Source organism: Butyricimonas sp. (assembly GCF_019423355.1).
Lineage (GTDB): Bacteria > Bacteroidota > Bacteroidia > Bacteroidales > Marinifilaceae > Butyricimonas > Butyricimonas faecihominis.
Window position 1 is genome coordinate 25,940 of the sequence record NZ_JAHZBP010000006.1, and the last position, 23,817, is coordinate 49,756.

15 protein-coding genes are annotated in these 23,817 nt (G+C 42.4%); 14 read left to right on the plus strand and 1 reads right to left on the minus strand.

Annotated elements, in window-relative coordinates:
* Positions 1-16: 16 nt before the first annotated feature.
* The gene (locus QVC79_RS09520; RefSeq protein ID WP_270593111.1) at positions 17-1,408 is read right to left on the minus strand and encodes an aminopeptidase P family protein; all 1,392 of its coding nucleotides are present in this window, start codon (positions 1,406-1,408) and stop codon (positions 17-19) included.
* Between the two features lie 645 nt (positions 1,409-2,053).
* Between QVC79_RS09520 and QVC79_RS09525 the strand changes: the two genes are divergently transcribed.
* The 14 genes from QVC79_RS09525 to QVC79_RS09590 all read left to right on the plus strand — a co-directional run bounded on the left by QVC79_RS09525 (position 2,054) and on the right by QVC79_RS09590 (position 23,799).
* The gene (locus QVC79_RS09525) at positions 2,054-3,211 is read left to right on the plus strand and encodes a FecR family protein (protein WP_270593110.1); all 1,158 of its coding nucleotides are present in this window, start codon (positions 2,054-2,056) and stop codon (positions 3,209-3,211) included.
* Between the two features lie 170 nt (positions 3,212-3,381).
* Entirely contained in the window at positions 3,382-6,663 is a 3,282-nt protein-coding gene (locus QVC79_RS09530) for a SusC/RagA family TonB-linked outer membrane protein (protein WP_270593109.1), read from the plus strand.
* A 24-nt stretch (positions 6,664-6,687) separates the two neighbouring features.
* Positions 6,688-8,139 (plus strand): RagB/SusD family nutrient uptake outer membrane protein, encoded by a 1,452-nt coding sequence (locus tag QVC79_RS09535; RefSeq protein WP_270593108.1) that lies wholly within the window; start codon positions 6,688-6,690, stop codon positions 8,137-8,139.
* A gap of 29 nt (positions 8,140-8,168) precedes the next feature.
* Positions 8,169-8,879 (plus strand): DUF4843 domain-containing protein, encoded by a 711-nt coding sequence (locus QVC79_RS09540; RefSeq protein WP_270593107.1) that lies wholly within the window; start codon positions 8,169-8,171, stop codon positions 8,877-8,879.
* Between the two features lie 16 nt (positions 8,880-8,895).
* Entirely contained in the window at positions 8,896-10,560 is a 1,665-nt protein-coding gene (locus QVC79_RS09545; RefSeq protein ID WP_270593106.1) for a PKD-like family lipoprotein, read from the plus strand.
* A 39-nt stretch (positions 10,561-10,599) separates the two neighbouring features.
* Positions 10,600-11,769, plus strand: coding sequence for a TlpA disulfide reductase family protein (locus QVC79_RS09550; RefSeq protein WP_270593105.1), 1,170 nt, complete (start codon positions 10,600-10,602; stop codon positions 11,767-11,769).
* 484 nt (positions 11,770-12,253) lie between these two features.
* Entirely contained in the window at positions 12,254-12,841 is a 588-nt protein-coding gene (locus tag QVC79_RS09555) for an RNA polymerase sigma-70 factor (RefSeq protein WP_270593104.1), read from the plus strand.
* Between the two features lie 70 nt (positions 12,842-12,911).
* The gene (locus tag QVC79_RS09560; protein ID WP_270593103.1) at positions 12,912-13,979 is read left to right on the plus strand and encodes a FecR family protein; all 1,068 of its coding nucleotides are present in this window, start codon (positions 12,912-12,914) and stop codon (positions 13,977-13,979) included.
* 149 nt (positions 13,980-14,128) lie between these two features.
* Complete coding sequence (locus QVC79_RS09565; protein WP_287642470.1) at positions 14,129-17,686, plus strand: SusC/RagA family TonB-linked outer membrane protein; 3,558 nt, start codon at positions 14,129-14,131, stop codon at positions 17,684-17,686.
* Positions 17,687-17,698: 12 nt separating this feature from the next.
* Positions 17,699-19,267, plus strand: coding sequence for a RagB/SusD family nutrient uptake outer membrane protein (locus QVC79_RS09570; RefSeq protein ID WP_270593101.1), 1,569 nt, complete (start codon positions 17,699-17,701; stop codon positions 19,265-19,267).
* Positions 19,268-19,277: 10 nt separating this feature from the next.
* Positions 19,278-20,168 (plus strand): hypothetical protein, encoded by an 891-nt coding sequence (locus tag QVC79_RS09575; RefSeq protein ID WP_270593100.1) that lies wholly within the window; start codon positions 19,278-19,280, stop codon positions 20,166-20,168.
* Between the two features lie 9 nt (positions 20,169-20,177).
* Positions 20,178-20,888 carry a fibrobacter succinogenes major paralogous domain-containing protein gene (locus QVC79_RS09580; RefSeq protein ID WP_287642471.1) on the plus strand — a complete coding sequence of 237 codons (711 nt, stop codon included), beginning with the start codon at positions 20,178-20,180 and terminating at the stop codon, positions 20,886-20,888.
* A 20-nt stretch (positions 20,889-20,908) separates the two neighbouring features.
* On the plus strand, positions 20,909-22,321 hold the full coding sequence (locus tag QVC79_RS09585; RefSeq protein WP_270593098.1) for a thioredoxin family protein: 1,413 nt from the start codon (positions 20,909-20,911) through the stop codon (positions 22,319-22,321).
* Positions 22,322-22,527: 206 nt separating this feature from the next.
* Positions 22,528-23,799: a sugar MFS transporter gene (locus QVC79_RS09590; RefSeq protein ID WP_270593097.1), complete on the plus strand. Its 1,272-nt coding sequence runs from the start codon at positions 22,528-22,530 to the stop codon at positions 23,797-23,799.
* The last annotated feature ends 18 nt before the right edge of the window (positions 23,800-23,817 follow it).

The following is a 23,817-nucleotide window of genomic DNA, read 5'->3' on the forward strand; positions in this document are numbered from 1 at the left end:
CTGTTCTTTATAATTTTTATCCATTTATCGTATTTTCCACCTCTTCCACGGTAATCGGCGCCCGACGGTCACCCATACATTTACACCCGTTCTCCGTGATCAAAATATCATCTTCCAGACGGATTCCACCGAAGTCCTTGTACGTCTCGATCTTGTCATATACCAAGAATTCCTTGTGCAATCCTTGGTCTCTCCACTGGTCGATCAAAGCGGGGATGAAATAACAACCCGGCTCGTCGGTAACCACGAATCCCGGTTGCAACTTACGTCCCATACGCAAGGAAGAAGTACCGAACTGATCAATCGGACGAGTCTCGTCGTCATAACCCACGTAGATTTGTCCCAAGTCCTCCATGTCATGCACGTCAAGTCCCATCATGTGACCTAACCCATGAGGCATGAATAACGCGTGAGCCCCAGCTGCCACGGCAGCATTCACATCGCCTTTCATCAAGCCAAGGTCTTTCAACCCTTGAGCCAGAATCTTGCATACTTCCAGATGCACGTACTGGTACGTCACTCCCGGACGGGCAATCTCCATCGCTTTGTTGTTACAAGCCAATACAATATTATATACATCTTTCTGACGTTGATCGAAACGTCCACCCACCGGAACCGTACGGGTAAAATCGGAACAATAATTCATATTATTCTCCGCCCCGGCATCCGTCAGCATCATACGTCCCACGGTCAATGTCTTGCTATGATCGTGATTATGCAACGTCTCGCCATTCTGGGAAAGAATCACGGGGAAAGAAACCATACTTCCGTAAGAGGCGGCAATTCCCTCGATCAACCCGGCAATATATTGCTCTTTTTGTCCCGGTAATGCGTGTTTCATGGCTGCCACGTGCATCTCGTAACCTATGTTACAAGCCAAGTTAATTTGCTCGATCTCGCAAGCCTCCTTCACGGAACGCAATGCCACCACGGCCTTGATCAATTCCAAAGAAGAATAATTCTTGATCAGCGAGTGATGAATACCCAACAAATCCTCCAACAATAACATGTTGTGATAACGATAAGGCGGTAAGAAATGAATCTTGCGTCCATGGCTGATGGCCTCTTTCAAAGCCCCGGCCAATTTACCGAAAGGAGCGGAACAAGTCACACCCACGCTGGCAGCCAAATCCTTCACGCTCGGTTGTGGTCCCATCCAAATAATATCGTCCATGTCCACGTCGTTCCCGTACAGACAAACGTCCCCGGAATCCACGTCCATCAACCCGGCAAACCCGGGCATGTTCAAACCAAAGAAATAAAGGAAAGAACTATCCTGACGGAATTTATACGTGTTAGACGGATAATTTGCAGGAGCTTCCTCATTACCCAGTATCAATACCAAGCCGCCACTCATCTTGTCGATAAGTTGCTTTCTTCTATTTACATACACGCTTTTATCAAACATATTTATTATTTATTTAATGATTAATTTTCCTTGTCAAAATGAGTTGACAAGGTATAAATTTTTTTTCAATGTAACAATTCGAAAATCCATTTTAATCCGGAAAACCGATGCCCCGTTCAGACCCACCCACGGTTATACAACCGTTATCCCACAGTTTTATATCCCTAATAATCTCCCGCACACCATCCCGTCACACCATCCCACCTTTTCCGGTATATTGGCAAAGGGCGATGAAAGGGCAATGGAAGGGTAATGAAAGGACCCGAGGAGATTATTACCCTAGTAAAAAGCCGGCTTTACTCCGGCTTTAGGCAATGTCAATTTATCATTCTCCTAGCACTTTTCTGATAGTTCATTTAGACCACGAAGCATTCATCCTGCATTCATAGAGCATTCATCTTCGATAAAATAGATCTTTGATAAGATTATACTTGCAAGTAAGGCATATTATGTAGTATATTAGCTAACCGGAAAGATATATTCATATTATTATATAGGGCCTCACAACCATAGTTCAAGGGTTTCCCAAGGTATATGATACATTTTCCCGAAAAAAAAATTAAAAATTGACTCACCCGGTTTTCACCCTCATCCGTATTCAAAGTGAAAATTGAATATTCCATAAAAAATAAACGGAACGAAAAAATGGAAAAAGATATTTTATCGAAACTGGAAGTTGCCCGCCTCGTCGCTCTTCAACGTTTGGGAATCCTGCCCGAATCAGAAGAACGGAGACTTTCCGCGTGGGTAGAAAGAAACGAAAAAAACAAGGCATTTTATGAACAATTACGCCAAAAATCATTCGACGGAAACGCGACTTCACCATCCACGACAGAAAGTTGGAATCTATTCGAGAAAAAATATCGTACCGGGGAAAGAAGCCCCCGGTCATTCCGACGTACCCTTTACCGTCTGGTGTCAAGCGCCGCCGTGCTGGTTCTAGCCATAACAGGAACATACTATTATCTTACACAACCGAGCGAAGAAATAATCACCTCTCCCCAGCCTGTTTCTGCCGTGCAGCTTGTACTGGAAAACGGAAATAAAATCACGCTGGATGACCCGCAATCTTCCCTAGAGGCTTTGAATAACAATGCCGCTTTACACGCGGAAAAACAGGAAATCGACTATGCCACCGCAGAAAAAGAGACGGTTGAAACGGATGAAATCTATCACACGATTATCGTTCCCAAATACGGGGAATACACCGTTCGCCTTTCCGACAACACAACCGTGAAACTCAATTCCGAAAGTACACTGACCTATCCCGTTCAATTCAAGGGAAAAGAACGAAAAATCCGCTTAACGGGAGAAGCTTATCTGGAGGTGACACCCGACACCACCCGCCGTTTTATCGTTGAGGCCGCGGGAACCACGGTCACCGTGTTGGGAACCACGTTCAACGTGAATGCCTCCGCTCCTGACGGGAATGTAGCAACCACCCTCATGACCGGAAAAGTGAAGGTAGGCAATGGACTGGCAACAACAATCATTGCTCCCGGCCAACAAGCCGTCACCACGTCAGGCAGCACTCGTATCGAAGTGAAGAAGGTCGACACGAACGTCGTGACGGCATGGATACGGGATATGTTCTATTTTGACGAAAAACCACTCGGCGAAATCATGAAGGAATTATCCCGCTGGTACGAGTTCGAAGTCATTTTTGAGAAAGAAGGCTTGAAACAACGGAAATTCACCATCGAGACATCTCGTTATGAAGATATTGACAAAGTATTGAAATTGATTGAAGAGACGCACGTGGTCAAGTGCAGAAAGGAGGGAAAAACCATATACATCCAGTAATCTGAAAATAGAAACGGGACATGTTGGCAGCACGTCCCATCGCTATAATTCGTGAACCACACTCCCCGGTCAAAGCGAGTGTAAGTACAAATCAGTAAAACAAAAGTATGGAAAAAGATTGTTTTATTCACGCTTGTGCGCGTGAAAAATTAAAAAAACTACTGTTAATTATGAAATTAAGTAGCTTATTGATGCTATTATTCTGCATGAATTTATCGGCCGGAATCCACGCCCAAGAGGCTAAATTCTCGGTAGCGGTGGAAAATAGTAATATCCGGGAAATCATCCGGATCATAAAACAGCAAAGCGACTACACGTTCGTCTACAACGTGGAGGAACTGGATCATATCGGATCCATCACCATGAACGTGAAGGATTCCGACGTCAGAACCATTCTCGATGCTTGCCTGAAGAACAGCGGGTACACCTACTCCATTCTCGACAAAGTGATCGTCATTCGTAAGGCTGAACCTCAACAACAGGAACAGATCAAGAAAATACGAGGTACCATCACGGACAAAAAGAAAGTTCCCCTACCCGGCGTAACCGTGCTTATTAAGGGTACAACCACCGGTGTCGCCACGGATATGAACGGAAATTTCGAAATTATTCAGCCGAAAGATTCCAACATCACCTTGATTATCTCTTTTATCGGGATGAAAACCCAGATCATCCCTTACAAAGGTCAGAACCTGACTATCGTCATGGAAGAAGATTCACAGGAAATGGAAGAAATCGTTGTCACAGGTGCTTTTACCCGAAAAGCCAACACGTTTACAGGATCCGTTGTAACCGTAAAAGGAGAAGAATTGCGGAGAGTAGGTAATCAGAATGTACTACAAAGTTTAAAAAACATAGATCCCTCTTTTCTTCAAATCGAAAATCTTGCAATGGGTTCCAATCCGAACGCCTTGCCAGACTTTCAAATGCGTGGCGGTTCAACGATTTCCAGTATTCAAGGAGAATACGCTTCAAGTGCCAACCAACCTTTATTCATTCTGGACGGGTTCGAGACGGAACTAACTAAAATACTGGATTTGGATATGAATTTGGTCGAGAGTTTGACAACATTGAAAGATGCCACAGCGAAAGCTATTTATGGAGCAAAAGCAGCAAACGGTGTAATTGTTATCGAGACAAGAAAGCCGGAACCCGGACGTTTGCGGATGTCGTACAACGGTAATTTGAATATCGAAGCCCCGGATCTAAGCAGCTATGACCTTTGTAACGCGATCGAAAAACTGGAAGTCGAGCGGATGGCAGGTTTATTCTCGTCAGAAAACGCGGAAAACCAGATCTCGCTGGATCGTACATACACCAATAAATTGCAAGAAATTCTTTCCGGGGTGAACACAGATTGGAAAGCTCAACCTACCCGGGTGGGAATTGGTCATAAACACACGCTTTATTTCGAGGGTGGCGATAAAGCCATGCTTTATGGCGTGGAACTTTCTTACAATAAAATTAACGGAGTAATGAAAGGCTCAAATCGGACAACTTTTTCCGGAGGAATAACACTTTCTTATCGTTACAAAATTTTAACTTTCCGGAACAAACTTAGCATTGATTACAACGAAAGCAACGAATCACCTTGGGGTACGTTTGACCAATACTGTCAAATGAATCCTTATAGTCGCCTCTATGATGCTAATGGTAATTTAATAAAGAGTTATTCTTACACGAATTCGGCCGGGAATATCGGACCGTTTTACAACCCGATATTCAATACGACACTAAACGTCATAGATAATTCCACTTACACGAATATCACCAATAACTTTTACCTGGAATGCCTGCTGCGCCAGAACTTGCGTCTGACCGGGCGATTCGGATTGGTACGTAAAACCACGACGAAGGATGTTTTCAAACCAGCGAATCACACTGATTTCATATCTGTTGCAGACATCTTCCGCAAAGGTAATTATAATCAGTCCAATGGTAAACATTTCAACATAAATGCCGATATGGGATTAAGTTACTCCGTTCAGTTGGACAAACATGTATTCTTTTTAAACGCCCAATTGAACATGAGTAATAATGTTTATTCCTCGGTTGATATTGAAGCGGAAGGATTTCCCAATGATTACATGAATGACATCTCGTTTGCCATTCAGTATGCCCAAGATGCCAAACCTGATGGTTCGGAGGGAATTTCTCGGAGTTGCGGTGGATTACTGGCATTAAATTATTCCTACGATGAACGCTATTTACTGGATGTCAATTACCGATTGAGTGGCTCATCGGAAACCGGGGCAGATAATCACTGGGGTACCTTTTGGTCCATTGGCGGAGGATGGAATGCTCATAACGAAATTTTCATGAAAAATCAAAATGTACTCTCTCGGTTAAAATTACGGGCTTCATTCGGATATACAGGTAGTCAAGGATTTAATTCCTACGACGCAATGCCTACCATGATTTATTATAGAGATAACTCCTATAAAAATGGTATCGGTTCTTACGTGAAGGGACTGGCTAATTCCGGATTACGTTGGCAAGAAAAATACGACAGTAATTTCGGGATTGATTTTAATTTTTTCAAAGACCGCTTATCCGGGCGTTTCGATTACTATATCGCAAATACGAAAGGAATGATCACGGACGTGACGGTTCCGGCCACCACGGGTTTTTCCACCTATGTAGCAAACTTAGGAGAAGCCGAGAATAAAGGGTGGGAACTTTATTTAAATAGTAAAGTGTATCATCATTCCCGTAATTATGTGAACGTATATGCCACCGTGGCACATAACAAAAATACGTTGAAAAAGATATCCAACAGCCTACGTGCTTGGAATGACGAGCAAGACGCGACAATGTTGGAAGATGGTCGAACTACGCCTTCTATTAAATATTACGAAGGATGTTCCATGAATGCTATTTGGGCTGTCAAATCGCGAGGGATAGACCCACAGAGCGGTAAGGAGATTTTCGTGAAAAAAGATGGCCGCACAACGTACATATACGATGTTAATGATCAAGTAGTGTGTGGTGATTCCCAACCCAAATTCAATGGTAATTTCGGTGTGAATGGTGAATTCAAGGGCATAGGATTTTCCTTGACAACCAGTTATCGTTGGGGTGGAGAGATTTATAATTCCACCTTGGTAAATAAAGTCGAGAATGCCCCGATAGAATACAATGTAGATCGTCGAGTATTCACCGACCGTTGGCAAAAGCCCGGAGACAAGGCACTTTACAAATCCGTGAAAGATCAAACCACCACGTATCCGACTTCACGTTTTGTCGAAAAGTATAATACGTTCACGCTTTCTTCCTTGAGTTTATATTACGATTTTCAGGATTGGCAGTTTATAAAGACGTCCTTTTTGGAACGTCTGAAAGTGACGGCTTACTTGAATGATTTATTTGTGATTTCTTCGGTAAAAACGGAAAGGGGAACTAGTTATCCGTTTGCCCGTACGTTCTCGCTATCAGTTCAGGCAACTTTTTGATTTAAATTCTAAAAGCATTTGATTATGGAAAAAATAATAACGAAAGGATTTTTATTGTTGATATTTCTGGGTTGCCTTTCTTCCTGTAATAATTGGTTGGAAGTTAGTCCGAAATCTCAAATCAAAGAAGAAAAACACTTTTCCCGGGAAGGAGGATTCAAAGACCAACTGACCGGTGTCTACACTCGCATGTCCACCAAGGCGATGTACGGATTGCAAATGGGCATCGGTTTTACCGAGGTTTTATCGCAAAATTACAACGTAGATGCGAACAGCACAACTTGGCGCTACGCAACCGAGTATGATTATACTAATTCGACTTGCGAGGGAATCATTCATCGTATTTGGAATGAAACATATTCATGTATTGCGAATCTTAATATTCTGTTGCGCAATATCGACAAGGTAAATCCGAATATATGGTCGGATACCACGAATTATTATCTTTACAAAGGGGAAGCCCTTGGTTTACGAGCATTCCTGCACTTAGAGTTAATGCGTCTCTTCGCTTGCTCCCCCAAAATGAATCGAAATGCCAAAGGTGTACCCTACGTGACAGAATACTCGACGGATATCGTGAGCCAAAAGACCGTGGACGAAACCATGAATTTAATAATCAAAGATCTACTGGAAGCCAAAGCGTGTTTGGAACACGATATTTTGAAAACATCAGAAACCCCATATACACAACGGACACTTCGCATCGGTTATTTTAATTATTATGCAGTAGTGGCAACCCTGGCACGGGCTTACCTCTGGAACGAAGACAAGCAGGACGCCCTACCTCAGGCACGTGAAATCATCGCGATGGCAGATACATCTTATTATAGCAAGCCATTCAATTGGGCCGACTATCAAAATCAGCACGCTGGAGATAAAAGCACTATTGATCGGACTTTCACAACCGAGCATATTTTCTATTTGGAAATGAATGGATGGGAAGACATTTCTGATGGATATTTGAAAGCAACTGCCGGACTCAATGTGTTGACTCCTTCCGAGAATAAAGCCAACGATATTTATGAAGTAAGCAAAAGCTTAGGTAACGATTACCGACTTTATAACGGCTACGAACATGACGGAGAAAAAAGATATTGCACAAAATTCTGGTATCGCACAGGAAGCAAGTACAATGGTCTTTATCCTATCATCCGGATGACAGAATCCTATTACATCGCTGCAGAGTGTCTTCGGGATAGCGATCCCGTAGAAGCGATTCGCTTGTTGAATAGGGTACGTGAGAACCGGGGTATCTCGCTCTATCCATTGGATGAACATTTGACCGCAGACGAGATTCAAGAGGAAATCTATAAAGAATACCGAAAGGAGTTTGTCGGAGAGGGCGGGCAGTTATTCTATTATTACAAACGACTGAATGCTAGTGCCATTGAAGGAACTACGGTCAATCCAGACAAAAGCGTGTACGTGTTGCCCATACCCTCTTCTGACGTGGAGTTCGGGGGATACGAGAATTAACAAAATCACCAATTTTAATCGAAATTCAGATGAAAAAAATGAAATATGTATTCATGGCAATGCTATCGATACTCCTGTGGATCGGGTGTGAGAATGATGGCTTTTATTATCATGACGAACCACGAGTGCGACTTGTCGGCCCGGATATTTGGACCGTGGGAACCGACTCCTTGCTGTTTTCCTTCATGCCCTATCCCACCGACACCTTGACAATGACGATGAACGTGCAAGCGTGGGTTATCGGTGAGACCGTAGATTATGCCCGAATGCTAAACCTAACGGTGGACGAGGAGCGAAGCACGGCTTCCAAAGACCTGTATGACTTTCCCAAGACGGTGACTATTCCCGCGGACACAAACGCGGCGACGTTCCACGTGATACTGAAGCGAGCTGCCATACTACAAGAAAAGGAAGTGAGTCTTTACCTGAAAGTGATTCCTTCCGATGATTTTGCCGTGGGTGTAGAGGAATGGGATCACTTGCTGTTCAAGTGGAATGACATCCTTACCCGCCCCTCCAACTGGGATACAGCGTGGTCCCCCTATTTTGGTGAATACAGCGACGCTAAATACCGTTTCATGGTAAGCCACGCAAAAGAGGTCATCGATCCAGAAACAATGAGCTGGGCACAATTGACATATTATCGCATTCATTTTGTTAATGAATTGAACGCTTATAATGCGGCTCATCCCAACAATCCCTTAGCAGAAGGTAATAAACTGATTGAATTCCCAAACTAAACAAAAGCAATGTATCATGAAAAAATTATATAATCTTCTTTTACTTCCGCTTTTTTACATCTCTATTTTAGCTGCCTGTACAGATGACGAGGGAAACTACAATTACATGTCGCAGGAAGAAATCGGAGTGATCAAAATTGATACCATCGGAATGGATTCGGAACAAGTGAAATTGCTCATCACTGTTTCTATGAATGCAGGGGATACCATAGTGTTCGACCCCCACGTGGATTACAAATACAAAGAACGGTTACGCTATCGTTGGTTCTATTTAACATTGAAGGAAGGACAATACAAACCGGTGTTGGAAGGGAATAAGCAGGTTTATCCCCCCGCAGACACGATTGCCCGTACCAAAAAATTAGATTGGGTGTGCGATTTGAAACCGGGAATGTATCGTTTCTATTTCATGGCAGAGGATACAATTTCCGGTGCACGCAATTTCATGCAAATAAACGAGACATTTATATCCGTGAATCAGAGCGGAGCATTAAGAGGGCTTTATTTACTGACGGAAACAATAGATGGCAACACCGATATAGAAGTATTGAATTCCCAGCTACAATTCATAACCGGTTTCGTTGACGCACAATATTTCCACTATTACAGTAAAAAGACAGGACGAACCCTTCCAGGTAAACCACTTTTCATTCGCCCGTCATCCGATGGCAAATCAAAAAAAGCTTACATGGTGGCAACCGATCAAAATATGTGGCGATTGAACAGCGTGGGCTTACAAACTATGAACGAATGGAACAGTATGTTCTACGAAACACCGACAGTATTCAATCCGCAGAATAACTTCATATTCGGTGAGGCTGGTAACACCGGCGAGTTCTTGATTAATGACGGTAAACTCCATGTATTGTACACGGACAAAGCAAATGATTTAAAATTTTCTGCTCCAATCGCCGGGAATTACAAGGCGAGTGATTTCTTGATGGGAAAAACGAAAACAAATTGGAACTCTTTGGCAGGAGCCATCGGAGCCGATCAAGTAATTTACGACAAACAGAATCACTGCTTTCGCCCTTATTTCTCCAAAGCAAGTTCCATTAGTAGTTTCGGGACGACAAATATTGATGCTATACTCGATGCAAATACCTTACCAGCGGATCCCATCGTGATCATGCGCGGCACGGGAAATTCAACGTATGCCATCCTAAATGATAACGGGACATATTGGCTACATCGCTATTTGTTCTATAACGTGAAGGACGATGGTGACTTGTCTTACCTAGGTAGCAGCACTTCCCCCAAAACAGATTTGTCGGGTTGTTCAGAAATCGCCAACGCCAAATATTTTGCATGCAGCAATGCCGCGAATGCTTTTTATTATGCCACGGACAAGGCAGTATACTCTTTTTCGCCCACGAGCGGAAACAGTGCATCCCGATTGGTATATTCCTGTTCTGCCAACGAAACAGTCACAACAATACACGTCCCCGGTGTGGGAGGATGGCCTACCGGAAGTTGCATGTTTTATATCGCTTTGTGGGACAGCAATAAACAAGAAGGGAAACTTCTTGAATTTGAGATGGACCACACCAATGGTATACCGACAACGCAGTATACAGGTGTAGCTCCATGGAATAATATGATAAAGCGGGAAAATCCCACCATTACCACGGGTTGGGGCAAGATTATCAGTATTTGCTCATTGATTGAACAAAACGAATAGATTTAATCTGAATCAGAATTAGAATATAAAAATATGAATATGAAAAATTTAGTCTATGGACTATGGGCTTGTTTGTGCCTGTTAGGCTGTGCCCAACAACAACCTGCCGGGAAATATACGTTGAAAGGGAATATCAAAGGCCTGAAGGACGGGACAATACTCCAATTAGTCCCTTTCGCACATCACGAAGAGCCTGTTCTAACTGAAACATCAATAAAGGAGGGTAAATTTATTTTCGAGGGAACCGTGTTGACACCCCGCTTAATGATATTGAGAGTGAAGGATTGTTACGGAAAATTAGATTTGATGTTGGAAGATAAAAATATCTTCGTAGACGGGAATGTAACATGTTCCTTTGTCGGCAAAGACAGTCTACCAATATATAATTTTTCTGCGATGGTGAAAGGCTCGCCTCTGACCGATTACTACAAACGGATGATGTCCCCGCGAGATTCTCTTGATAGAATCCGTAAGGATTTCCAAAAACGTTACAATGATTTTACCAATGCCTACAGCAAAGCGTATACGGACAAAGATGCTGCAAAGATGCAAGAGCTGATGGATTCTGAGATAGGAAAAAATATGCAGAAGGAAGATAAAGAATTTTTCCAAGCCATGGAAAAAAATTACAATCGCATAATTTTGGAAAACAAGGAAACCTTTTGGGGACCGCTAGCACTAATTGCTTTAACCTCCTATTTAACTCCTGATCAAAAAAATCTTTACGAGCAGTTCTCACAAGAGGCCAAAGATAGTTATTATGGAAAAATGGTGTACGAGGAACTATACCCAGCGGGACGTGTTGGACAACCGGTCCCAGCATTCACGGTGAAAGAAGCGAATGGAAAAGAACACAGCTTGCAATCGTTGCTTGAAGGACGGAAATATGCACTTATTGACTTTTGGGCATCTTGGTGTGGCCCGTGTCGTAAAGAAATCCCGAATTTGAAAGATGCCTATGCGAAATTCGCAGACAAGGGATTCCAAATTATCAGTATTTCCACTGATAAAAAAGAATCTGATTGGAAGAAAGCTTTAGATGAAGAAAAACTCACGTGGCCCAACTTCCGCAGCAACGAGGTGGCAGGTCTCTATAAAGTAAAGGCAATCCCGACCATGTATCTGGTGGATAGTAAAGGAGTACTTATTGCATTGGATCTGCGAGGGAAAGCTCTGATAGACAAGTTAACAGAATTATTTCACGAATAATTTCCGCTACAAAATCAACAAAATAACTTTCTCTATTTTTCGGAAAGTTAATTATTGATTACTATTTGAAATAACCGGGATACAAGAGTTTGTTTCTGTATCCCGATTTTCATACCCCCCCATTTTCCCTAAAATATAATATTAAAACGAATATAATCGAAACATAATAAAGAGTTTATTTATCAATTGACGGTCAAATAGAAAGTAAAAAAGTCCTGACTCAACCCACGAATAACTGTTTCATTTTTTACTTCAAAGAAAGGTAGATTCTAAAAATATTTTCTATATTATATTGATATAAATATATTTTCACTAAATTTACAAGCATTGAATCTATAATCAAAAAAAATGAGCAACCAATTATATTCCATAAATATACAGTATATCGAAAGCCTTCGGAAAGACAGCTACACGGACATTTCTAACGGAGGGATCAAAATCACGGACATGAATTAAGATGCGGATTGAATGAGAACAAGTAACTATGCCATCAACAGAAGAAACATATTCAAATGATTTTCAAAGTTTTTCAAAAATAGACCCACTAATCTTCGAAAAGCTTTTTAAAAATTACTACACCCCTTTACGTAACTATTGTCAAGGAATCGTGATGAATAAACAAGCCAGTGAAGACATCGTTCAAGATGCTTTCGTATATCTATGGAACAACCGTAAAACACTAGAAATCAAAACGACAATCCAGACTTACCTCTATTCTACCGTGCGGCACGGAGCATTACACTACCTAAAAAAACAAATGCTAGAACGTACTCACCTTCCTCGTCTCGCAGAATTTATCATCTATCTCCAAGAATCTGAATATTCGGAAGAAGAACTCATTAAACTGGAAGAGGCTAAAAAAATCCTACAAGAACTTCCCGAACAATGTCGAATTGTCTTTGTCATGAATTGTATGGATGGCAAAAAGTATAAAGACATCGCAGAAGAACTAAATATATCCGTCAACACGGTTAAAACTCATTTATCAAAGGCTTATCGTAAATTCAGAGAAAAATTAGATGATAAAACTTATCTTTTATTATTGATTAACAGCTTCTTGAAAAAAACATGAAAAATATTTCATTTTAGGGTCACCCATTTTCCGGTTTCGATCCCCTTAAGCAAAATGAAACTGGAAAAACATGAACAAACAGATATACTTTTTAATCAGAAGAGCTTTTTACTCCCTACAAAATGAAAACGACGGGGTAGATTCAGCATGGAAAAACGTACAATCAAGATGTAAAGGATATTCCAAGCCATCGGTAAAATTTCGTATTTTCAAATATGCGGCCATTTTCATATTGACACTATCCATGGGTTCCTATCTATGGTATTTTCAACAATCTGACATGAATCACCCGAACATCCAGTCCGTCCCTTCTAAAGCAAAATTAATACTGGCAACGGGAGAGCATCTCTACCTTGAAAACATGGAGCAGAATATCTCCATAAAAGATTTAGGCGTAAAAATCACGAAAGATTCTTTAAATAACACCTTATATTATAACATCGATTCTCTCGGAGAAGGAAACGTCCCTGTCGAATATAATCAATTGATTATCCCCAAAGGCGGAGAGTTTTCCTTAAAACTGGCAGACGGCTCCATCGTGTGGTTGAATTCGGAATCCACGTTAAAATTCCCGGTTCAATTTACTCCTACCTGCCGGGAAGTTTATCTTGAAGGTGAAGCATTTTTCGAGATCGAAAAAAATGAACATGCTCCTTTTATCGTACATTCGGGAGACAAAACCGTAACCGTACTGGGTACCCGTTTCAATGTTTCAGCCTACCCGGAAGATCCAAGCTGGCAAGTAACTTTAGTACAGGGAAAAGTAGCCATACAAATAGCTGATCATGAAGGAAAAATATTACAACCATCCGAACAATATTCACTAAACAACAACACGGGAGAGATCGAGATAAAAACAGTTGAAACCGAACTCTACACCTCGTGGCTTGACGGAAAATTCTACTTTAAAGGTTACCGTTTTGAAGACATCGTGAGAAAATTGGAACGATGGTACGATTTCCAGATGCATTACCAACAAGAAGAAATCAAGGATATGTATTTCAGGGGAGTTATCAATAAACACAATTCACTGGAATCAATGCTACAATACTTAGAAGAAACCACGGATATAACATTTGACATCAATGGCAAAATTATCACTGTAAAGAAAATAAAAAATAAAGGAACGAGTACATGAATAACCCATTCCCTTATTAATAATACACCTTTTATTTTCCATTTGCAGTCGGTAGAATAAAAGGCTAATACTAATTCAATTACAAAATTATGAAAAAAAAAGAGTCAGATCACATTTTTTACTTACAAGAAAAGTTAAAAAAAAGGGTCATGCTTATCACATTCATCGCATTAAGCTTGTTTACAGGCTCTGTAACCTGTAAAGCATCCCCCTTGACCCAAGAAGACAGTGTTACTTTTACAACACGCCAAATGATGATGGAACAAGTTTTCGACCTCATCACACAACAACTGAAATACGATATTTTCTACAGTGAGAACGAACTGGACATCCGGAAAATAATGCAAATGCCACGACTGAAGATGAAACTTACAGATGTTCTGGATCACGTGCTACAAAAAGAATTCACGTATCGATTCGACAACAACAACACCATCATCATCCGTCCGGCAAAACCGATTGAAACGCCTAAAACGATACAGATTCGAGGCTCGGTTATGGATAAAAAGAAAATCCCTCTTCCCGGAGTAACTGTCATGATCAAAGGAACAACCATTGGAGTTGCCACAGACAAAGAGGGACATTTCACGATCACGCCGCCACAAGATGCAAATATTGAACTAATCTTCTCCTTTGTAGGCATGAAGCCAAAAACAATCACGTATAAAGGAGAAAAGGATTTAACCGTTATCATGGAAGAAGACTTTCAGGAAATGGAAGAGGTAGTCATAACCGGTTACCAAGTACTTAACAAGAAAAAATCGACCAGTGCCATCTCTTCCATGAAAATGGATGACATCATGATTCCAAGCGCCTCTTCCATTGATCAGATGCTCGAAGGAAGAGTTACCGACATGATTCTGATGACCAATTCCGGAGAGGTTGGTGTCGCACCCAAGATCCGTATCCGGGGGACATCGACACTGGTCGGAAATCGGGAACCGTTGTGGGTAGTAGATGGTATCATCGTACAAGACCCAGTCCCCATCTCGGCTGAAGAATTAAATGATCCCGACTACATCAATCGTATCGGTAATGCCATTGCCGGAATAAATCCCCAAGATATTGAACGTCTCGATATTCTGAAAGATGCCGCCGCCACCGCCCTGTACGGGACGAAAGCAGCCAACGGGGTTATCGTGATCACCACGAAAAAAGGGCATATCGGAGCACCGATAATTAATTATAACATGACAACAACCCTGCGTCAGCGTCCCCGTTACTCAGATCGAAAAATCGATCTAATGAACTCTAAAGAACGGATTCAATTTTCCAAGGAATTGTTCGCCCAACGCTACGTGTACGACTACTACGCTAATTACTCTGTTGGATACGAAGGATTATTAAACCAATTGTATAACAAAGAAATCACGGATTCAGACTTCGACAAAAAAGTTGCCCAACTTGAAACCATGAATACCGATTGGTTCAAATTACTCACGGAAGATAGTTTCTCACATCAACATACCGTCAGTATATCCGGGGGCTCGGAAAAAACCCGTTACTATGCCTCACTCGGATATACCCGGGAAAATGACGTGATCAAGGGGAACTACAATCAACGTTACACGGCTGCCTTAAATCTGGAAACCACGTTCAGCAAATGGGTAACAGCTTTTTTCCAATTACAAGGCAATGAAAGCAAAAGAAAATATAATCAATCAGATGTTGCGCCTATTGATTACGCATATAAAACCAGCCGGGCCATCCCAGCCTACGACGAGGCAGGAGAATACCACTATTACCAAAAAAGAACCGGATTCTCAACATACAGATTTAATTACAACATCCTCAACGAGCTGGAAAATAGTTATAACAAACAACATATCATGGGATTAACCGTAAACGCAAATTTGAGATTCAATTTCACGGAATGGTTAAATGCCAATGCCATCATTTCATACACCACCCAGAACACGGAAATCGAGGGTTATTGGGGAGAAAAGACTTTTTACGCGGCTAAATTACGAGACACGGAATACGGAACACTTCCCGCCACGGGCAGCAGCAGCGTACTGCCTTTCGGGGGAGAATTAACTCGCGATGAAACAAATAACAATTCAATCACGGTGCGTATTCAGGTAAACATCAACAAATACTTTGGAGCCGAAGAAAAACACAATATCAATGCCAGTGCCGGATGGGAACTCAGCTCATCCCATTATGATGGTTTTAAAAGCGTCACCCGCGGTTATTACCCGGACCGGGGAAAAATATTCGTCGACAATATCAGTATAACGGACTACCCAACCTACGGGAATTGGCTGGCAAGCAACGTCCCCACGATCATGGATAATAAAACGAATATGTTATCCGGGTTTATTTCCGTCTCGTATAGTTATAAAAACTATTTCACGTTCAACGTGAACGGGCGGATTGACGGTTCGAATAATTTCGGAGACAAAAGTAATGACAAATTATTACCGATCTGGTCTATTTCCGGGGCTTACAATTTCTCAGAACACGAGGCCTTGAAAGCAAAATGGATCGACTACATGACCCTGAAAGTTTCTTTCGGTTACCAAGGTAACATGTTATCGGATCAATCCCCGGCACTTGTAATCAAAAAACTCCCGCTAGACAATTACTATAACAAATACAAATCCGAAATTGCCCGTTATCCCAACCCGAATCTAAAATGGGAAAAAACGAGTTCATTAAATACCGGGTTCATGTTCTCTATCCTACAAAGGCGAATCCAATTTGAAGGACAATATTATTACAAACGTACCAATGACGCCTTCATGACTAAAAAAATCGCATCCATGAACGGGATCAATTCATACATCATCAACGGGGGCGACATCGAGAATAGCGGTTACAGCATCGATATCACGATCTCCCCGATCATGAATCAGGATTTCCGTTGGACTCTATCCACCTCGTTCTCTAAAAACTTTAATAAAGTAAAAAGTGACCCGGACTCCCAAACGTACGAACTTACCGATTTCCTGAACGGCACGGCTGTAATCAAGGGTAAGGCTATAAACACCTTCTACTCCTACAAATTTATCGGACTTAGCTCCATTGACGGCGGACCATTATTTGATGATATGGAAGCCCGGCAACAGGAACTCGACGGACTAAGCAAATATGAAACTTACACCAAAGTTCTAAAAGCTTCCGGACGTCGTGAACCCTATATGTCCGGGGGATTGAACACGACATTACGCTATAAAAATCTACGCATGAGCGGCGCATTCGCCTACAGCTTGGGGTCAAAAGTTCGTCTATTTCGCCTGTTTGACAATGGAAACGGGTCAGACATCGAACCGGAATACAACCTTCGCAGGGAATTTCTGGATCGCTGGCAAAAATCCGGGGACGAAAAACACACGAACATTCCCGCAATCATCCCCAACAGTAGCGACTCCTACCAGTACTACTCCGGGCACTGGGCAACAACCTCAAGGAAAGAGATTCAAAAAATAGCTAACAGTGCATGGGAAATGTACGACTATTCCGACTACCGGGTCGTGAGCGGTAATTATTTAAAATGTTCCAGCCTTAGTTTCACCTACGAATTTGGCGAACGCATATTACCCAAACTCAGAATGTCACGTTTGGCCTTGACCTTGTCAGGAACAAACCTGTTTACCATCTGTTCCTCAAAGCTAAAAGGACAAACAGCAACACAAAGCGGTTTCGCGACAGTACAACTATCCGACCGACCGACTTATTCATTCAGTTTGAATGTTTCATTTTAAAAAAGAGATGTCATGAAAAATATATTATTTATCGGATTACTACTCTTCACGCTCTCGGCTTGTTCAGACTTTCTGAAAGAGTATTCTCAGGACTTGTCAAAAGTAGAAACTGTTTCCGATCTTGACGAGCTTTTGCTCGGAAGTGCCTACCTTCCGACGAGCAAATACAACTATAATGTTCTCGTGTCCACGGATGACCCGTATAACCTATTTATCCACCTGATGTCAGACGAGGTGGAACAAAATGGGAAAACAAACTCCGGAGTCATGATCCACAGCGCGGAAACCATGTTCGGGTACTACACGTGGCAACGACAAGTGGGATATGATTCGGAAGGAACAAGCACACGGGCAGAAGACGGTTGCTGGAACCAGACATACAAATACATTAATGCCGTGAATATCATCTTGGATGAATTGAACAACGTATCAACTAAAACTCCACAAGAAGAAACAGACAAAATACGAGTTGAAGGGGAAGCCTATTTTCTTCGTGCAGCGTACTATTTTACCTTAGTAAACCTATACGCCGAGCCTTATGCACCCACAACGGCTGCAACCACACCGGGAGTTCCCTTGAAATTAACATCTTATATTGAAGATAAAACATACGTCCGAAATAGCGTGTCCGAAATCTACGCTCAAATCCTCAAAGACTTGGAAAAAGCAAAAGAATGTTTAGCCCAGACCGAAAAGGTATCTATTTACCAAGCTGATCTCACGGCGACTTACTTTCTGATGAGTCGTGTTTATCTTTACATGCAGGATTACAAAAATGCACGCTCATACGCCCAACAAGTCCTTGACCGGAATAATGCGTTAGCTAACTTGACAACATTCCAAGGGGAAGGAAACTTCCTGACCTCGGAATCACCGGAAGTAATATTTTCCATGGGCGGACACCTTCTGTCACCCATGCTCCTCGGGAGTCCTTATGACTATTATGGAAACCTGCAAAGCGATTCAAGACCTTTCTACATTTCAAAAGACCTGTACGAGACGTTTGATGATAACGACCTTCGAAAACGACACTACATCACCCAAGAAGACGGGAAATATATTTTTTCCAAAGTATCTTGGGGCAGAGACCATTGGAACGAGGCTTGCAGCGTGTCAGACAACTTCCTCTTCCGCACATCAGAGGCTTATCTGAATTTGGCAGAAGCCGCCGCCTTCGACAATGACGAGGGAACCGCACGACAAATGATCGGGCTACTCCAAGCCAAACGTTACAGCACACCCCCAACCATTGCTGAAAGCGGTAACGCATTGATCGACCTGATTCGGGAAGAACGCCAACGGGAATTGTGTCTAGAAGGACATCGTTGGTACGATTTACGACGTTACACCGTATGCGAAAAATACCCGTGGTCCAAAACTTATCGCCACACGTACACGAAATTCACCACAATTTCATACCAAACTGTTCCCGGAGAAACCCGAATATATGAACTAGGATTGAATGATAAAGCCTACACGTTAACTCTACCCAGAGAAGTTCTTGATTTTCAAGTAAACTTGGGAAGTAACAACCGCCCGGAACGAGAACCGGTAGAAATCATAGAAAATAATAACAACTAAAATGAATGTCATGAAACTCATATATAGCATTTTCTACCTCTCCCTTTTTATGATATGCGCAACCTCTTGCGGAAAAGAAGATTCACTGGTCCCCAATGAAACACAAAAAAATTACTTCATTATTTCCCCGGATGCGACCGACCCGGTATCAGTACTACGACGTGAATTCCGTGAAAGAAACGAAATACACTTACTTTTTAACGACACCTTATGCCACGAGCAACAGGGAACGAATACCGAGGGTATTCCAATCTGGTACACTGAAATATTAGATTTATCCTACTCGTTAACAAGCGGGGGTGATGAACTTTATCTTGATTATCTGACCAACCAGTCAGAAATGAAAGAAGGTATCCATTTCATCGAAACCTACATGATACCCCGATTAGCCTCGCCCTTGCGCCCTTATTCCATATTGCTGGTCAACCAGCTTTCCGAGAATTACTACGGCACGATAAGAGCCATTGACTACTATCTCGGATACCGTTGTTTGGCTCTTTCCGTGGGAAACATCGCGGAAATGAATGAACAGGAAAAACGGGATTTTTTCTCGCCCATATTCGGTGAAATCATCTCGAAAAAGATAAATAATGTCCCTGCCGCCGTGATGGAAAAATTTTATACATTCAGCAAAGAATTTTACGGGAAAACATACGCCGCCGCGGGAGTTCCGGAAGACGAAAACTATGTCTATGATTACGACAAAGTATATTCCAGAGGCCTGTTACGAGCCTATTACAACCTATTTATCAGCGCAGATTACGATCTTAGCGACTACATCGAGGCATTATTCAACACCAGCGAAGAGGAATTTAAAAATAAATATGCCGCTTACCCGATTATCGGTGAAAAATATGATGTACTCAAACAAATTATCAGTGACTTGGGATTTATCTTTTAACACAGGAACATGATGAAGACAATAATATTACTTTGGATAACAACTCTTGCCCTATGCGTCGGTTGCAGCGACAACGACAATGAATTACCTGCCATCAAACCCGGATCAACTGGAACCTTGACAGACAACGATGGAATCGAATACATCTGGGTTCGCTATGGCGATCTTGATTGGATGGCCTCCAATTACAACGCCGGGACACCTTATTACGAACAAAAAAACAGCCGTGGACAAGCATTGCTAAGAAATTCCGACACAGAATTGGTAAAAGCTTACTACACCACGTACGGTAACTTATATACCTACGAGGAAGCCGTGGCTAATGCCCCGGCAGGCTGGAGATTACCGACCGATGAAGACTGGAAAAAACTAGAACAGACCCTAGGAATGTCCACGTCCGAATCCAATGCAATCGGCTGGAGAGGCTCATACGAAGGAGAATTAATGCAACAAAAAGACGGGATTAATTTACGCCTCTGCGGTTCCATCACGCTAGGTGGAAGCGGTAGTTATTTATTTCTCCGGAACGCCGGAGATTACGGGTTTTACTGGACTAGCACGGTAGATGAAAGTTATAAGAAATCTACCGCTGTCTATTTCCGAAGAATCCGCTACAACTCGTCGCAAATTGAACGCGATGTAACGACGATCGCCGATGAAAGTCTCATGGGCATGAACAACAAATACATGGGCGTACGCTACGTTCGGGACGCAAAATAATTAATATTAAATAATTACGAATGAAAACTCTGATTTCAATCATTATCTTCTTGATATATACTTTTCCGGCCTTTTGTCAGGAAGGGACACGCTTCGAGACGCTCTCCTTCAAAGAGGCGTTAGCGAAAGCAAAATCCGGTAACAAACTGATATTCATGGATTGTTACACCTCGTGGTGTGGCCCCTGCCAGTTCATGAGCCAAACCATTTTTCCCAAAAAAGAAGTAGGCAATTTCTTTAACGCTAACTTTATCAACGTCAAATATGACATGGAAAAAGGAGAAGGCCCCGAATTACAAAAAAAGTACGACGTGCAGGCCTATCCAACATTCCTCATCATACGCCCGGATGGAAGCGTACAGCATAAAATTGTTGGTGGATTCCAAGAATCTGATTTTTTTATCTCTTTAGTAAAACAAGGATTAAACGAAGAAACATCACTTGCCTATCTGGGAGAAAAATATGAAAACGACAATATCAACAAACAAGAGCTTGTCGATTATCTACTCGCACTCCGTTATTCCGGTGAAAACCAAAAATATCAGGAAGTCAATCAAAAACTACAACCCGTTCTCACGGCACAAGACCGTCTTCGTAAAGAATTCTGGCCCGTCATTGAAATCGCAACCTTTGACTCTGAAGATTTCAAATTCCTAGCACGCCATGCCGACGAGTATAAAAAAATCGTAGACCCGAAAAAAGTAGACTACCAGATTAAAATGATCTATCGGGTCGCCATCGCTCAAACGATAAGACCCGGGGCTAAAGACCCGCTAAACCAGCTCAAACAAGTGGAAAAGGAACTCGAAGAAATATCTTTAGAAGGGAAGGAAGAATTTTACGCCCAAATTGAACTAAATAGAGCCATCCTCACGAAAGACAAGGAAAAAATTATTTCCATGGCAGAAAAGAACATACTGGACAGTAACAATTCGAATACATGGGATATAATGAATGCTCTTAACTCCTTGAAAAGCGAACTAACAGACAAGGAACTTAATCGGATCCTGACATGGGAAAAAACATATACTTCCGCCGATCCCAAAATGAAAGATTATTACAACGATTTCTTTGAAAATTTCAAAGCCCTTGTTTGCCCACAGGTGTACTATTATGACTTGAATTACAAAGAAGCTCTGAAAAGGGCCGTGATGCAAGATAAACAAACCCTTTTGGTCTTGCTTCCCAATGATGCCAACCGGGTCAAGATCCAAAAAACACTAAACAAGGAAAAAACAAGGAAAAACATTAACCTAAACTTCATCACTTTGGACATTAGCCCCGATTCCAAAGAGGGAAAAACATTAAGCCAACAATTTGAAATTAACTCGTACCCGGCCTTCATCATCATCAACAGGGATGGCACGCTCAACCGGAAAATCATGGGGATTATCGAAGACAACACCCTCGTCAAGCAAATCATGTCAAACTAATAACCAGATATATCAAAAGACAAATCGTAGAGGTGCTTTTCTGTTTACACGAGAGATCGTATCCGTGAAGGATACGGTCTCTTCTCATCTGCCATCGCGGCCGCACGAATAATTTTTCCCAATTTCATTCATCATTATCAAAAATTAATAACTTTGTAGATTCTTGAAAGTGTTTACGTGTTTATGTATATTTTAACGAAAAGATGATGGAACAAAAGAAAAATTCTTACAGTATGGGGATTATCATTATCGGTATCCTCTTCTTTATCTTCGGGTTCGTCACGTGGTTGAACGCCACCTTGATCCCTTATCTTAAAATCGCCTGCGAGCTGCAACATGAATGGCAGGGGTACCTTGTGACCTTCGCGTTCTACATTGCCTACTTCGTGATGGCACTACCTTCGTCCTGGGTACTGCGGAAAACAGGATACAAGAACGGTATGATGCTCGGCCTCCTCGTGATGGCCGTCGGCGCATTACTGTTCATCCCGGCTGCCATGACCCGCACTTACGGGTTATTCCTACTTGGGTTATTCATCATGGGTACGGGACTATCCGTGCTTCAGACAGCCTCCAACCCTTACGTGATCGAGCTTGGCCCCGCCGAGAGTGCCGCCCAGCGCGTGAGCATCATGGGTATCTGTAACAAGGTGGCTGGAGCTATCAGCCCGCTGATCCTCGGATCAATCATGCTAAAAGACATCGACCTACTTGAGGCAAAATTACAAACAATGGATGCCATACAAAAAGCCGCGGAACTCGACTTACTGGCCTCCAAATCCATCGTACCATACGTAGTGATCATGGTATCACTCGTCGTGCTGGCCCTATTTGTCCGTTTCTCCCCGCTTCCCCAAATCGAGGACCCGGAAGAAGAAGAAGGTAGCCTGCAACACGGCGGGAAATCAAGCATATTCAGTTTCCCCCACCTCTGGATCGGAATTGTTACCCTATTCTTGTACGTGGGAGTTGAAGTAATTGCTATTGACACGATTATCGGTTACGCCCAATCCATGAAAATGGACATGGACACCGCCCGGATATTCCCAACTTACGGCATGATCGCCATGATCGTTGGTTATATCATCGGAATCATCGCCATCCCCAAATACATCAGTCAGGAAAAAGCCCTTGCTTGCTGTGCAACCTTGGGGGTTATCCTCGGTATTTGTACTGTTATGCTGCCGGGAGACACTTCTATCTGGTGCCTGACCTTGCTAAGCTTGGCAAACTCGCTCATGTGGCCCGCCATCTTCCCGCTTGCCATCTTCGGGTTGGGACGTCACACGAAGACCGGATCGGCCCTACTCATTATGGCTATCGCCGGAGGAGCCTTACTCCCAATGTTGTACGGTTCATTAACCACTTCTATGGGACACCAAGGGGCCTACTGGATGATGTTGCCTTGCTACCTATTCATCCTGTACTTTGCCGTAGCCGGACATCGGGTTGGAATCAAACATCTTTATAAAAAATAGTTACAAATTTCAAGTTTG